Genomic DNA, 13,631 nt, shown 5'->3' with positions numbered 1-13,631 from the left:
TCGATTCAGCGGAGGGTGGCTGTGCTGGGAGCGGGGGCGCGGCTCAGGAGCTGCTTCTTGCGGAGCAGGGCCTCGGCCTCCGGCATCACCTCCAGGCCCTTGAGGATCACCGGATCCTTCTCGCACTGGAGCTTGAAGCCGGCTTCCACGCCGAAGGCGACGTTCTGCATCTCGATGGAGAGCTGCTCCCGGATGGCCTCCAGGTGGGTCTCCCAGTCCTTGTCGCTGATGGTGAGCTTCTGTTCCTGGGCCCAGGCACGGAACCGCGCCATCACGGCGTCGTCGGCGCGCTCGCCGGGCCGGATGCCGAAGCGCTCCTTCTCCTGCACGGCATACCGGAAGAAGGCGGAGTACCGGAAGCGGAGGTTGATCATGAACTCGTCGAGGCGGACGAGGGGCATGGGATAGTCCGGATTGATGCCGCCTCCGCCGTAGACCGTGCGGCCCAGGTCGGTCTTGAAGGCCGGGCCCTGGGGCTTGGGGTCCTTCTCGTCCTCAGGGTTGTAGTAGTCGTCCAGGCCGTGGGTGTAGTCCCGCTGGATGCTGCGGCCCGAGGGGGTGTAGTAGCGGGCGGTGGTCAGGGCCAGGCCCCGGGACCGGTTGATGGGCAGCACGCTCTGGACGAGCCCCTTGCCCCAGCTGGTCTGGCCGACGACGACCCCGCGGTCGTGGTCCTGCACGGCCCCGGTGACGATCTCGCTGGCACTGGCCGAGCCGCGGTTGATGAGGACCACGAGGGGGAAGGGGTCGAGCTGCGCGCCCTTGCTGGTGCGGGTCTGGTTCTCGTCCCGGCCGTCCCGGCCCTTCTGGCTCACGATGAGCTGGTCGGGGCCCAGGAGCTGGCGGCAGATCCCGATGGCCGAATCCAGGACGCCACCGCCATTGCCGCGGAGGTCGAGGATGAGCTGCTTCATGCCCTGCTTCTTCAGGGAGGACACGGCCTTCTCGAACTCGTCCGAGGTGGTCTCGCCGAAGTCCTTGATGAGGATGAAGCCTGTTGTGGGATTCAGCATGAAGCTGTAGTAGACGCTGTTGGTGGGGACCTCGGCGCGGGGGATGGAGAAGCGCAGCAGGTCGGCGATGCCCGAGCGCTGCACGGCGATCTCCACCAGGGTGCCCTTCTCGCCGCGCAGCTTCTGGAGGGCGGCGTTGGAGGTCATGCCCTCGGTGCTCGTGCCGTCGATCTCCTTGATGATGTCGCCGGACCGGACGCCCAGGCGCTCGGCCGGGCCGCCCTTCATGGGGCTGATGATGGCGATGCCCTGGTCGTGCTGCTGGATGATGGCGCCGATGCCGAAGAAGGAGCCCTTCTGCTCTTCGCGCAGCAGGCGGAACTCGCTCTCGTCCATGTAGTTCGAGTGGGGGTCCAGGGTGTGGAGCATGCCCTGGATGGTGGCGTGGGTGATCTGGCGGGGGGTGGGCGGCTCGGGGCTCTGCTTCTGCACCAGGTCCATGACCTCGGTGAGGGTGTCCAGGCCCCGCTGGCGGGCGCTCTCGGCGCCGGACCGGGCCAGCAGGGGCCCCGCCACGGCGACCGTGGCGGCCACCACCATCCACATCCAATTGCGCTTGATGAAACGGGCCATGAGGCTCCCGGGGAGTGTCCCTCCAGGATACGCCCCGCCCGCAGGGAGGACGAAGCGCGGTTTTATCAGAACCCCTCGAGGATCCGCCGGGCCGTGGGGGCCATGCGCTCCCGGCTGGCCCGGGCGGCATGGACGATGCCCTCGAACTGCTGGTAGGCGAGTTCAAGGTCGTCATTGAGGATCAGGTAGTCGTAGGCGGGATACAGCTCCAGCTCGTGGCGGGCATGCTCCATGCGGATGCGGATCTGCTCGTCCGAGTCCTTGCCCCGGCTGCGCAGCCGCTGCTCCAGGGAGGCGGCGGAGGGGGGCAGGATGAAGATCATCCGCGCTTCGGGCATGGCGTGGCGCACGTTCAACGCGCCGGTGGTCTCGATGTCGAGCAGCACGTCGCGCCCGGTACCCAGCACGTCCTCCAGCCAGGCGCGGCCCGTGCCGTACCGGTGGCCGTAGACCTGCACCCACTCCACGAAGCCGCCTTCCGCCACCATGGCATCGAACCGGGCGTCGTCGATGAAGAAGTAGTCCCGGCCGTCCACCTCGCCGGGCCGGGGCTTCCGGGTGGTGAAGGAGATGGAGAAGATCAGGTCCGGGACGCTCTGCACCAGCCGCTGGGTCAGCGTGGACTTGCCCGCGCCCGACGGCGCGGAGACCACGAACACATTGCCGGGATGCTGGATCAAGGGCCCCTCCTTCCCCCACTTTAGCGGAAGCCGGGCTGGCGCCGGGTTCCGGCGGGGGTAGCATGGGCCTCTGGAGGTTCCATGCGCGCCCTGATCCTCTCGCTCGCCTGTGTCCTGACCCTGTCCGCCCAGGAAAGCCCCCTTCCCAAGCCCACGGCCCATCACCTGGCCATGAAGGAGCAGGCCGGCATCTGGATCGCCGTGGCGAAGATGTACATGGACCCGTCCAAGCCGCCCGTGGTGTCCAAGGGGACGGAGACCAACACGCTGGTGTCGGGCGGGCTGTGGCTGAAGTCGGAGATGCGCGCCGAGATGATGGGCCAGGCCTTCGAGGGGCACGGCCTCTTCGGCTACGACACCCACCAGAACGCCCACGTGGGCAGCTGGGTGGACAACGGCGGCACCTGGATGGCCGTCAGCAAGGGCACCTGCACCAAGGACTGCCGGGAGATGACCCTCTACTTCGAGGGCTACGACGAGGCCGGGAAACCTCTCACCTTCAAGGAGGTCCACACCCAGCCGGACCACGACCACCGCTTCGCGTCGATGTTCGTGAAGGGCAAGGACGGTGCCTTCGTGAAGCTCATGGAGATGGAGTACACCCGGGCGAAGTAGGCGCGACGCTCCTCGACGTTCCTACTGGAACTCCTCCGGCTCCTCGGGCGTGGGTTTCGGCGCGCGCTTGAAGATGGCCGAGGCGCTGCGCCGACCGTCCATGACGATGTGGACGGGCTCGTCCAGCCGCGTGTGCACCAGGCAGCCCGAGCGCCAGACCTCTGGCTGGCGGCGCAGCCAGCCCCAGTCGAGCAGGCTCGTGCCCCGGGGGTAGGGCACCGTGAAGTAGCCGATGTTCAGGGACGTCACGTTGTGGAAGAAGTGCGAGCCCAGCGAGGCGTCCGCCTGGAAGTTCTCCATGGCGTACTCCACGATCACCTGGGCGCAGGAGATCATGGACCACACGATGGGGATGCCCAGGTGGCGGTCGTTGCTGCCCCAGCGCCCGGGGCCCAGCAGGACGTACTTCCCGCCCTCGGTGCGGAAGCGGTCGTTGAGCTTCTCGATCTCCGCGGCCAGGGCGGGCGTCTCGAACTTGTCGAAGCCCTCGGGATCCACCCACACGACGTCCCGCAGGCCCTCCACGATGCCGTTCCCCACGCACTTCTCGGAGAAGAGGAAGAGGTCCGCCGGGTCGAGGTCCGCCGGGGACAGGTTCACGTCCCCCGTCTCCATGAGCTGGTGCTTGATCTGGAGGAGGGTGAAGGTGGGCTTGCCGTTGTGCGGATCGGGGTCGAGGTTCACGGCGAACTCGAGCTCCACGGGCGTCTCCATGGCCCCGCGGATCAGCTCCAGCAGCCGCTGGAGGATCGGGGCCAGGGGGAACTGGTCGTACTTGAGGATGTTGCGGAAGTTCACGATGCGAGGCCCCGGGCGGTCGAGGCCATCCTGGATGCGGTCGTCGTTCCAGTCCCAGACGGAGGCGCAGTGCTGCAGGGCCCCGTCCGCCTCCGCCTCCTGGATGTCGAGGCTGAGCAGGGTGGCGTCCTCCCCGGCGTAGAGGTCCACGGAGGTGCGGCTCATGTCCAGGGCGTAGAAGCGCTTCTGGGTGGTGCGCAGCTGCTCCTTGGGGGGCAGCATGTCCATCTCGGGATAGGGCGGCGCGAAGCAGTAGGCCTTCTCACCCTCCACCACGTACTTGCCGAGCCCCACGGCGATGCTGGCGATGCCGTCCTGAGGCAGCGTGTAGGCCACCGGGTAGTAGTTGAAGGACTGGGCCACGCCGGAGATGTGGGGGTAGAAGCGGCCGCCGAAGCGGCGTCCCGAGACCTCCTGGATGAGGATGGCCATCTGCTCTTCCTCGATCTTGTAGTCGATGGCCTGGAAGTAGGCGCGGGAGGCCTTCGAATAGACCGAGGCGTAGACCAGCTTGATGGCCTCCATGAGCTGGACCTCGCGCACGGCGGGGTCGGCGTCGTTGTTGGGCAGGAAGAAGGTGCTGTAGAGGCCCGCGAAGGGATGGGAGAGGCTGTCCTCCAGCAGGCCCGAGGAACGGACGGCCAGGGGCACCTTGGCGTGCTTGGTGAGGAAGAGCCGCAGCTTGGCGATCAGCTCGGGCGACAGAGAGCCCATGAGGAAGCGCCGCTTGATGGCGTCGTCGTCGGCGTCGCTCTGGACCATCTGCCTCAGGCCGTTCCGGTGGATGAAGCCGGTGAACTCCTCCGTGCCGATGATGGCGGAGCGCGGGATCCGGATGTTCGCGCCGGGGATCAGGCTCTCCAGGTCCAGCCGGGAGAGCAGGGAGTGGGTGAAGGCCACGCCCCGCGCCTTGCCGCCCATGGAGCCGGAGCCCAGGCGGAGGATGTTGGGCTCGTCCCGGGGCGTGGATTCGGTGAGGGGGATCACCTTGCCCAGGGTCCGCATGCGCTGCACGTAGTCGCCCACGTCGATGAGGAAGGTCCGCATGTCCTCGGGGTCGCGGTAGTCCGAGATGCGGAAGCGGGCCAGGACCTTGGCGACCTGGACCTCGCCGCGGGCCATGATCCAGGAGGAGAAGTGGTTGCGCAGGGCGTGGTAGACCAGGGACTCGGCGGGCACGGTGCGCAGCTTCTCCCGCAGGTCCTCCATGTCCGTGGCCCGGGCGATCTCCTCGCCGGCCTGGTTCCGGAAGATGAAGTCGCCGAAGCCCAGGCGCTCGTAGAAGAAGCTCGAGAGCTCCGCGCCCAGGGTGAACGAGTTCTTGTTGAGGAAGCCGCTGCCCAGGGCCGTGGCCCAGGATTCCTTCAGCGGATCCGAGGACTGGAGCAGGGTCGGCAGGTCCGGAATCCGCTCCTTCAGGGCCCGGATGAGCTTGATGCCGGCCTCCCGGTCGAGGGTTCCATCCTTGGGGAACTTGCGGTCCGAGATGACGCAGAGCAGGCAGTCCTGGAACTGGTCGCAGAAGGCCATGGCCTCCTCGTACGAGGTGGCCAGGATCACCTTGGGGCGGACGCGCATGGACAGCGTGCGCGTCATGCGGTCCATGTTCTGCTCCTTGGCCAGGCGCGTGGTCTGCTTGAGGATCTCGCTGTAGAGGATGGGCAGGTACCGCGAGTAGTAGCGGATGCTGTCCTCCACCAGGAGGATCACGCGGGTGAGGCCCACCTTGGTGTCGTTGAGGACGTTGGCCCGGTCCTCCATGAACTTCACCATGGCCATGAAGATCTCGGGGTTCCCGTTCCACACGAAGATCTGGTCGTAGTGGCGCAGCAGCTCCTGGCGCCGGCGGTCCATGACGCCCACTTCCACGTTGTCGTTGAGCAGGAGGTAGATGGGGATCCGCGGGGCGGCCTTCCGCAGGGCCCGTGACAGCTCCACGTGGCCGCCCTGGCCCAGGCGGCTCATGACGATGATGATGTCGAAGTGGCGGCTGGCGCACCGATCCAGCGCCTCGTCCACGGTGGACACGTTGGTCACCCGGGGCGGGTTGCTCATGTTGAGCTGGTAGTAGCCGTCGAAGAGGATCTCGGTCAGCAGGCCGTCCTGCTCCAGCGTGAAGGCGTCGAAGGCCGGGGCCACCAGGAGGATCTCCCGGGTGCGGAGGGGCATGAGCTCGTGGAAGATCTCCTTGTCCGTGGCGTACTTGTGGAAGATCTCGTTGAAGTCGCGGCTGATCATGCGGGGGCCTCGGTTCCACCGCAGTTTACTGGTCTGGGCGCAAAAAGGGGGGCCGCTGACGGCCCCCCTGTCTGTGCCTTGGTCTAAGGCAAGAACCACTACACAAGCCCCTGGTCGATCATGGAATCGGCCACCTTGATGAAGCCGGCGATGTTGGCGCCGTTCACGTAGTTGCCGGGGGTGCCGAAGCGGGCGGCCGCGTCGGCGCAGGACTTGTGGATGTTGATCATGATCTGGTGCAGGCGGGCGTCCACCTCTTCGGCGGTCCAGCCCAGGCGCATGGAGTTCTGGCTCATCTCCAGGCCCGAGGTGGCCACGCCACCGGCGTTGGAGGCCTTGCCGGGGGAGAAGAGGATCTTGCCGGTGTTGGCCTGGAAGAACTCCACGGCATCCAGGGTGCTGGGCATGTTGGCGCCCTCGATGACGGCCATGCAGCCGTTGGCCATCAGGTTCTTGGCCTCGTCGAGGTTCAGCTCATTCTGGATGGCGCAGGGCAGGGCCACGTCGACCTTCTGCTCCCAGGGGCGCTTGCCGGCGTGGAACTGGGCGGTCTTGAACTTCTGGGCGTAGGGGGCCACGGACATGCGGTCGATGCGGAGCATCTCCTCCATGTAGGCGATCTTCTCGCCGCTGATGCCGTCGGCGTCATAGATGTAGCCGTCGGGGCCGGAGATGGTGACGACTTTGGCGCCCAGCTGGGTGGCCTTGGTGACGGCGCCCCAGGCCACGTTGCCGAAGCCGGACACGGCCACCTTTTTGCCTCCGATGGACTCGCCCTTGGTCTTCAAGGCCTCTTCGGCGAAGTAGACCACGCCGTAGCCGGTGGCTTCGGGACGGATGAGGCTGCCGCCCCAGTACTGGCCCTTGCCCGTGAGCACGCCGGTGAACTCGTTGGCGAGCTTCTTATACATCCCGAACATGTAGCCCACTTCGCGGCCGCCCACGCCGATGTCGCCGGCCGGCACGTCCGTGTCGGCCCCGATGTGGCGGTAGAGCTCCATCATGAAGGACTGGCAGAAGCGCATCACCTCGGCATCGGACTTGCCGTTGGGATCGAAGTTGGAGCCGCCCTTGCCGCCGCCCATGGGCAGGCCGGTGAGGCTGTTCTTGAAGATCTGCTCGAAGCCCAGGAACTTCAGGGTGTCGAGGGTGACGTTGGGATGGAAGCGGATGCCGCCCTTGTAGGGTCCGATCGCGCTGCTGAACTGCACGCGCCAGCCCGGATTGACGCGGATCTGGCCCTTGTCGTCCACCCAGGGCACGCGGAAGCCGATGGCGCGCTCGGGCTCCACGATGCGCTCGAGGATGGCGTGCTTCTTGTACTTGGGCTCCTTCTCGAGGACCGGAGCCAGGGAGTGGAGGATCTCGGTGGCGGCCTGGATGAACAGGCTCTCCCAGGGGGCCTTCTTCTTGAGGCCCTCAAGGACTTCATTGACGTACTGGCTCATGGTTCCTCCGGGAAGGAAGGGTGTGTGGAGGCGGAACCGGGGCTCCGGCCGGGAAATGCATTCGTGCTGGGATCCCGCGGGGCCGTCCCGAGGCGTCCGCGGCGCGATGCAGGGGCAAAAACAGGACGACATGACTCTAGCCGCACGGGCTGCCCCGAGGGAGGGCGGAGTATCAAGAGGTGATGCGAAGCACTAAAAGAGGGCTATCTGCCTGGGGCATCGGACATTTTGTTGACGATTCGTCAAAAGGGCTGGCCCGCCCGCAGGTCCACCCGGTTGTCGTAGAACGTGCTGCCGCCGCCGCGGTCCGTGAGGCGCTGGGAGGTCAGGGCGTTGACGGTGCGGTCGCCCGGAGCGTGGTGGCGCCACCATACCCCTTCGGCCACCGCCACGCCCACGGGCACCTTGTCCGTCACCTCCAGGGTGAAGGCCACTTCGCCGAGGCCGTTGAACGCGGTGACCGCCTCGCCGTCCGCCAGGCCCCGGGTCGCGGCCTCGGCGGGGTTCACCCGGAGGGTCATCCGACCCATGCGTCGCCGCAGGTCCTCCCGCTCGTGGAAGGTCGAGTTGAGCCCCTGCACGGCCGGCGCCGTGACGAGCTGGAGCGGATGCGGGTCGGCATCGCTGTGGGGCGGCAGGAAGCGGGGCAGGGGCTCCGGGTCACGGGGGTTGAGGACCTCCACCTTGCCGCTGGGCGTGCCGAACTGGAGCGCCTGCCGGTGAGGATCCAGCTCCACGGCGAAGCCCTCGGCGAGCCGGCCTGCGTCCAGGCCGGCCTTCCAGGGATGGGGCTCGGCCAGGAGGGCGTTGATGAGGTCGTCCGCGGATTGGGAGAACACCTCCTCCGTGAAGCCCATGGCCCGGGCCAGGGCCTGGAACACCTCGAGGTTCGAGCGGCTCTCCCCCACGGGCGGCACCACGGGGCGCGCGCGCTGAATGGCGTAGTGCCCGAAGGCGCGGTAGAGGTCGCTGTGTTCCAGGGAGGTGGTGGCGGGCAGGACGAGGTCGGCGAACAGGGCCGTATCCGTCATGAACCGCTCGTGCACCACGGTGAAGAGGTCCTCGCGCGCGAGGCCCTTCAGCACGGCGTTCTGGTCCGGAGCCACCACGGCGGGGTTCGAGTGGTAGACGTAGAGCGAGGCCACCGGCGGGTCCTGCAGCTCGTTCAAGGCGCGACCCAGCTGATTCATGTTGAGGGTGCGGACAGGGCGGGGCAGCAGATCCTCGCGCTCGATGAGGCGCATGGGAAACACGCCCCCGGTGCTGGTGGAGGCGAAGGCGCCGCCGCCGGGCTTGGCGTAGGCCCCCACGAAGGCCGGGAGGCAGGCCAGCGTGCGCAGGGTCATGGCGCCGTTGCCGTAGCGGGAGATCCCGTTCCCCGGGCGCAGGTGGGGATCGCGGGCGCGGCCATAGGCCTCCGCCAGCTCGCGGACCGTGGCCGCGGGCACGCCGGTGATCGCCTCCACCCGCTCCGGCGGATAGTCCGGGAGGATGCGTTCCCGCAGCTCGGCGGCGCCCCGGACGTGGGCCGCGAGGAAGGCCTCGTCGCAGAGGTTCATCCGGTCCAGGAGGTGGAGGATGCCCAGGGCCAGGGCGCCGTCCGTGCCGGGGCGCACCAGCACCACGCGGTCGCAGAGGGGCGCGGTGGCATGGGCGTAGGTGTCGATGAGCCAGACCTGCGCGCCCTTCCGCTTGGCCTCGCGCACGGCATGGAGGCTGTGGACGTTGGTGGCCGCGGCATTGATGCCCCAGAGCAGGATGAGGTCGCTGGCGGCGCAGGCGTCCGGGTGGGGCGCGGGCGTGCCGCCCATCACCAGGGCCCAGCCCTCGTTCTTGGCCGGCGAACAGATGGTGCGGTCCAGCCTGGAGGCTCCCAGCCGATGGAAGAAGGCATGCCCGGCATTGCGCTGGACGAGGCCCATGGTGCCCGCGTACGAGTAGGGCAGGATGGCTTCGGCGCCGTGCGCGGTGATGATCTCCCGCCAGCGGTCCGTGATCTCCCCGATGGCCTCCTCCCAGGAGACGGGCGCGAAGGCGCCCTCCCCCTTCCGGCCCGTGCGCCGCAGCGGCGTGGTGAGCCGCTCGGGATGGTGCACCGTGTCCTGGTAGCGGTTCATCTTGGGGCAGAGGGCCCCGCGGGTGAACGGATGTTCGGGATCGCCCGCCACGGCCACGGCACGGCCATCCTCCACCTCGACCACGAGACCGCAGGCGTCGGGGCAATCATAGGGGCAGACGGAACGGTGGAGGCTGGACGGCATGGGCACCCCCGGCGGAAGGCTCCATTGTCACCATTTTTGGAGAGAATCCCAGCCCCGCCTGGACCTGGGGTCAGCGGTTTTATTCCCTGAGACGGACGATCCGGCCGGCTCCGGGACTATCCTGGGGGCGGGAACCCCCCATGGCCCACGCCACCCTCCGCCCCGGACACAGCGCCTACGCGCGCTTCGCGGCCCGCTTGAACCGCTTCCCCCAGGGCGCGCCGCCCTCCGAGCGCCTCTTCCAGATCCTCCGCCTCCTGGTGAGCGAGGAGGAGGCCGGTCTGCTCGCCCAGGTGCCGATCCGCCCGTTCACGGCCCACCGGACCGCGGCCATCTGGAAGCTCCCAGAGGCGCGGGCCCGCGCGATCCTGGAGACCCTGGCCGGGCGGGCCATGCTGCTGGATTGGGAGCAGGACGGCGAGACGCGCTACGTGATGCCGCCGCCCATGGCCGGTTTCTTCGAGTTTTCCATGATGCGGGTGCGGGGCGATGCGGACCAGGCGGCCCTGGCGGAGCTCTTCCACCAGTACCTGAATGTGGAGGAGGACTTCCTCCGGGCCCTGTTCGCGAAGGGGGAGACGCAGCTGGGGCGGGTCTTCGTGGACGAGACGGCGCTCCCCCGGGAGGACGCCCTCGTGGTGCTCGACCACGAGCGGGCCAGCGAGGTGGTGCGCACCGCGGGGGCCATCGGCATCGGCGCCTGCTACTGCCGCCACAAGATGGCCCATCTGGGGAAGGCCTGCGATGCGCCCATGGACATCTGCATGACCTTCGGCACCTGCGCCGATTCGCTCACGCGCCACCAGGTGGCGCGGCGCGTGGAGGCCGCGGAGTGCCTCGACCTGCTCGATCAGGCCCGCGAGCGGGGGCTGGTGCAGTTCGGCGAGAACGTGCGCGAGCAGGTGAGCTTCATCTGTAACTGCTGCGGCTGCTGCTGCGAGGCCATGGTCGCGGCCCGCCGCTTCGCGTTCATGAAGCCCGTCCACACCACGAACTTCCTCCCGGAGCTGGACGGGGAACGATGCAACGGCTGCGGGAAGTGCGTGGCCGCGTGCCCCGTGGAGGCCCTCGCCCTCGTCTCGGCCCACGATCCGCACCGCCCCACCGCACGGCGGGCGCGGCTGGACGAGGATCGCTGCCTGGGCTGCGGCGTGTGCGTGCGGACTTGCGCCCCGGCCGCGATCCGGCTCAGGCCCCGCAAGGCCCGCGTGCTGACCCCCGCCAACACCGCCCACCGCACCGTGGTGATGGCCCTCGAGCGCGGGAAGCTGGCGGAGCTCCTGGTGGACGGGCAATCCAGCCACGGACACCGGGCCGTGGCCGCCATCCTCGGCGCCGTGCTCAAGCTCCCGCCCCTCCAGCGGGCCCTGGCCACGAAGCAGGTCAAGTCGCGCTACCTGGATCGCCTGATGGCGGGGCGGTAAGGAGGCCGTAGACCGCGTCCTCTCGGCCCCTGGATGCCTCAGACTGGGTCCCGGAGGGCCCCATGCTCGATCTCGCGATCTGCCTCGGCCGGTTCCAGCCGCCCCGCCGGGCGCACCTCGACGCCATCCGCCTCGGGCTCGCGCGGGCGGACCGGGTGGCGGTGGTGCTGGGGTCGTGCCAGCGCCCCCGCAGCCCTCGCCATCCCTGGACGCCCGGCGAATGCCAGGCCATGACCTCGGCCTGCCTGTCGCCGGATGAGCTCCGGAGGATCACCTTCCTCCCGCTCCCGGACCGCCTCTACGACGACGACCTCTGGATTGCCAGCCTGCGGCGTGCGATCCAGGCGGCGGCTCCCGGGGCGTTGAGCCTCGCCCTGGTGGCGCCGCTCCCGGACCCCCGCTTTCCTGACTGGGCCTTCCTGGAGGTCCCGCCATTGGAGGGGCCGGAGGCGGCGGAAATCCAGCGGGACCTCTTCGAAGGCGGCGACCCCTCCGGCCTGGACCTGCCGGCTCCCGTCCAGGACTGGCTGGAGATCTGGATGGAGACCTCGGAGGCGGCCGGGGTGCGGGAGGAGCACCGTTACCTCCAGGGCTACCGGAAGGCCTGGGAGGCCGCGCCCTACCAGGTGAACTTCGTGACCGCCGATGCCCTCGTGCTCAAGGCGGATCATGTGCTCCTGGTGGAGCGGAAGCACCACCCTGGACGAGGGCTCTGGGCCCTCCCCGGCGGCTTCGTGGACCCCGGAGAGCGAGTCCTCGAGGCCGCCCTCCGGGAGCTGGCCGAGGAGACGGCCCTCGAAGTGCCCCGGGAGGCGCTGCTGGCGGCCCTGGCCGAGCGGGAGGTCTTCGACCATCCGTTCCGCTCCCAACGGGGCCGCATCATCACCCACCTTGCCTGCTTCCGCCTGGGCCTCGGGCCCCTGCCGGCCGTCCACCCCCAGGACGACGCCGCCCAGGCCTTCTGGCTGCCCCTGGCGGAAGTCGAGGCCCACGGCGAGCGGTTCTTCAACGACCACCAGGACATCATCTTGCACCTGAGCCGGCTGGGAGCTTGAAGACCAGGAGGTGGGCGGCTCCCTGGCCGCAGCGGTCGGTGGTGGGGCCCCCTCCACATCACCCCTGCGGGTGACGCTCCGGCCGCGCGAAATGCTGGCACGCCGCTTAACGCCTCCGGCAGTCCCCCGGACTGCCTCCGGCTACGGCACCATTCGCCGGAACCGGCGAATAGGACCGGCGCTAAAAGCGACGGCCCGGAGGGCGAGGGCCCAGGATGGGCCCGAGTCAGCCTGCCAGCATTTCAGCGATTTCGACTCTCGCCTTATCGTTTCCACCAAGCAAAAACCCCCGCTTTGCGGGGGCTTTTGCTTGGTGGAGGTGGTGGGACTCCCTCCGCATCACCCCTGCGGGGTGACGCTCCGGCCGCGCGAAATGCTGGCACGCCGCTTAACGCCTTCGGCAGTCCCCCGGACTGCCTCCGGCTACGGCTACCTGCCAGCATTTCAGCGATTTCGAGTCCCGCCTTTATATCTCCACCACAAAATGAGTGTGCCTTGAAGGAATTCCTGTCCGGGTTATGAACCATAAAGTGTCCGAGATGGACTCGAATCACTCTCTCTTCGACGAAGAACACGGTCGAAAACAGGGTGCTTTTGTTGGGACGAAAACCATAAAATGTCCAATCGTGCAGGTTCAAAAGCATATCTTGTCCAATCGTGAAATTAAATGAATTCAATAATTTACTTTCAATAAATATTAACCGAAAAAAGGGGGAAACGCGTGTTGTACATGCGCGCATAATGACCGCCCGCCAGCACGTTTGGTATCCCAGCAGGGAGGGCTTATGGGCATTCACGTGACGGTACGGACCGGCGTCGAATGGATTAATAACTTCCATGACGATAGTTGCTCGCAGAACGAACTCAGCTACTGCGACGATCAGGTCGAAGGCTTCTTCAACACAATGGGTGACCGCGGGCACGTGAAAGTGTTCGACTGGGGCAACGATAACGCGTGGGAGACAGACTTCCGCCATCCTTCGTTCGGCGGTGACTCGCTCAATTGGAGCGACGATGTCCACTTCTGTATGGTCTGCGATCATGGTGGTAACGAGGACAACGTTGCAAGCTTCTACTTTGCGGCCAAGCATGACCGGTGCTCGGTGGACTCCACGCAGATGCGGCTTGGGGCCAAGAACCTGAAGTGGTTCGCCGCGCTCGGTTGCGACGCGGTGCTGAACACCAATGCCGACCACATTGTCGCCGTGTGGGGCGGCCCGATGCAGGGCGTGCACATCGTTTGCGGCTACATCGGCACCTCGGCCGACTCATGGTGGACCAGCGACCTAGGTGAGGACTTCGCAGACGACATCTGCGATGGCGATGCCATTGCCAGTGCCTGGGTTTCGCGTGCCTATTCGTTCTGGACGGGCGACGACTCGATCGCCATCGCGGCTGGCGCGGACCAGGGTGAGGCGGTCAGCCGTCGTGACCACGAGAACCTCGACTGGCGCGATTCCAACGTGCGTCAGACGAATTGGTTGGCGTGGAAGTACCGCACCTGAGGCGAGTGATGCCTGAAGGGA

At 67.5% G+C, this 13,631-nt stretch carries 9 protein-coding genes; 4 read left to right on the top strand and 5 right to left on the bottom strand.

From position 1 onward, the window contains the following. Positions 1-5: 5 nt before the first annotated feature. Together MLJ35_RS08470 and gmk are read right to left on the bottom strand one after the other, a co-directional pair. Positions 6-1,586 carry a S41 family peptidase gene (locus MLJ35_RS08470; protein ID WP_243383966.1) on the bottom strand — a complete coding sequence of 527 codons (1,581 nt, stop codon included), beginning with the start codon at positions 1,584-1,586 and terminating at the stop codon, positions 6-8. 65 nt (positions 1,587-1,651) lie between these two features. Next, positions 1,652-2,266, bottom strand: a complete 615-nt coding sequence (gene gmk / locus MLJ35_RS08465; protein WP_243383965.1) for a guanylate kinase — start codon at positions 2,264-2,266, stop codon at positions 1,652-1,654. A gap of 81 nt (positions 2,267-2,347) precedes the next feature. On the opposite strand from gmk, the gene MLJ35_RS08460 reads away from it, so the two are divergent. Beyond that, positions 2,348-2,881, top strand: a complete 534-nt coding sequence (locus MLJ35_RS08460; protein ID WP_243383964.1) for a DUF1579 domain-containing protein — start codon at positions 2,348-2,350, stop codon at positions 2,879-2,881. A 21-nt stretch (positions 2,882-2,902) separates the two neighbouring features. Here MLJ35_RS08460 and MLJ35_RS08455 read toward each other — a convergent pair whose 3' ends face one another. The 3 genes from MLJ35_RS08455 to MLJ35_RS08445 form a co-directional block, all read right to left on the bottom strand. After that, positions 2,903-5,917 carry a PEP/pyruvate-binding domain-containing protein gene (locus MLJ35_RS08455; RefSeq protein ID WP_243383963.1) on the bottom strand — a complete coding sequence of 1,005 codons (3,015 nt, stop codon included), beginning with the start codon at positions 5,915-5,917 and terminating at the stop codon, positions 2,903-2,905. 98 nt (positions 5,918-6,015) lie between these two features. Then, positions 6,016-7,365 (bottom strand): NADP-specific glutamate dehydrogenase, encoded by a 1,350-nt coding sequence (gene gdhA, locus MLJ35_RS08450; RefSeq protein WP_243383962.1) that lies wholly within the window; start codon positions 7,363-7,365, stop codon positions 6,016-6,018. A gap of 242 nt (positions 7,366-7,607) precedes the next feature. Next, positions 7,608-9,626, bottom strand: coding sequence for a molybdopterin oxidoreductase family protein (locus tag MLJ35_RS08445; RefSeq protein WP_243383961.1), 2,019 nt, complete (start codon positions 9,624-9,626; stop codon positions 7,608-7,610). A 140-nt stretch (positions 9,627-9,766) separates the two neighbouring features. Here MLJ35_RS08445 and MLJ35_RS08440 point away from each other — a divergent pair, with 140 nt between their 5' ends. From MLJ35_RS08440 to MLJ35_RS08430, 3 genes are all read left to right on the top strand, one after another. Continuing rightward, positions 9,767-11,050: a 4Fe-4S dicluster domain-containing protein gene (locus MLJ35_RS08440; protein WP_243383960.1), complete on the top strand. Its 1,284-nt coding sequence runs from the start codon at positions 9,767-9,769 to the stop codon at positions 11,048-11,050. 62 nt (positions 11,051-11,112) lie between these two features. Beyond that, complete coding sequence (locus tag MLJ35_RS15905) at positions 11,113-12,105, top strand: bifunctional nicotinamide-nucleotide adenylyltransferase/Nudix hydroxylase (protein ID WP_275976453.1); 993 nt, start codon at positions 11,113-11,115, stop codon at positions 12,103-12,105. A gap of 785 nt (positions 12,106-12,890) precedes the next feature. After that, the gene (locus MLJ35_RS08430) at positions 12,891-13,610 is read left to right on the top strand and encodes a DUF6345 domain-containing protein (protein ID WP_243383959.1); all 720 of its coding nucleotides are present in this window, start codon (positions 12,891-12,893) and stop codon (positions 13,608-13,610) included. The last annotated feature ends 21 nt before the right edge of the window (positions 13,611-13,631 follow it).

The organism is Geothrix alkalitolerans (assembly GCF_022808885.1).
Classification (GTDB): Bacteria; Acidobacteriota; Holophagae; order Holophagales; family Holophagaceae; genus Geothrix; species Geothrix alkalitolerans.
The sequence above is the reverse complement of the archived record's forward strand: the minus strand, read 5'-3'. Positions and strand labels throughout refer to the sequence as shown.

Bases quoted from the DNA above. Each gene is read 5' to 3' on its own strand.
- MLJ35_RS08440 (WP_243383960.1), top strand. From the start codon at position 9,767: ATGGCCCACGCCACCCTCCGCCCCGGACACAGCGCCTACGCGCGCTTC.
- MLJ35_RS15905 (WP_275976453.1), top strand. From the start codon at position 11,113: ATGCTCGATCTCGCGATCTGCCTCGGCCGGTTCCAGCCGCCCCGCCGG.
- MLJ35_RS08445 (WP_243383961.1), bottom strand. From the start codon at position 9,626: ATGCCGTCCAGCCTCCACCGTTCCGTCTGCCCCTATGATTGCCCCGAC.
- gdhA (WP_243383962.1), bottom strand. From the start codon at position 7,365: ATGAGCCAGTACGTCAATGAAGTCCTTGAGGGCCTCAAGAAGAAGGCC.
- MLJ35_RS08430 (WP_243383959.1), top strand. From the start codon at position 12,891: ATGGGCATTCACGTGACGGTACGGACCGGCGTCGAATGGATTAATAAC.
- MLJ35_RS08460 (WP_243383964.1), top strand. From the start codon at position 2,348: ATGCGCGCCCTGATCCTCTCGCTCGCCTGTGTCCTGACCCTGTCCGCC.
- MLJ35_RS08455 (WP_243383963.1), bottom strand. From the start codon at position 5,917: ATGATCAGCCGCGACTTCAACGAGATCTTCCACAAGTACGCCACGGAC.
- MLJ35_RS08470 (WP_243383966.1), bottom strand. From the start codon at position 1,586: ATGGCCCGTTTCATCAAGCGCAATTGGATGTGGATGGTGGTGGCCGCC.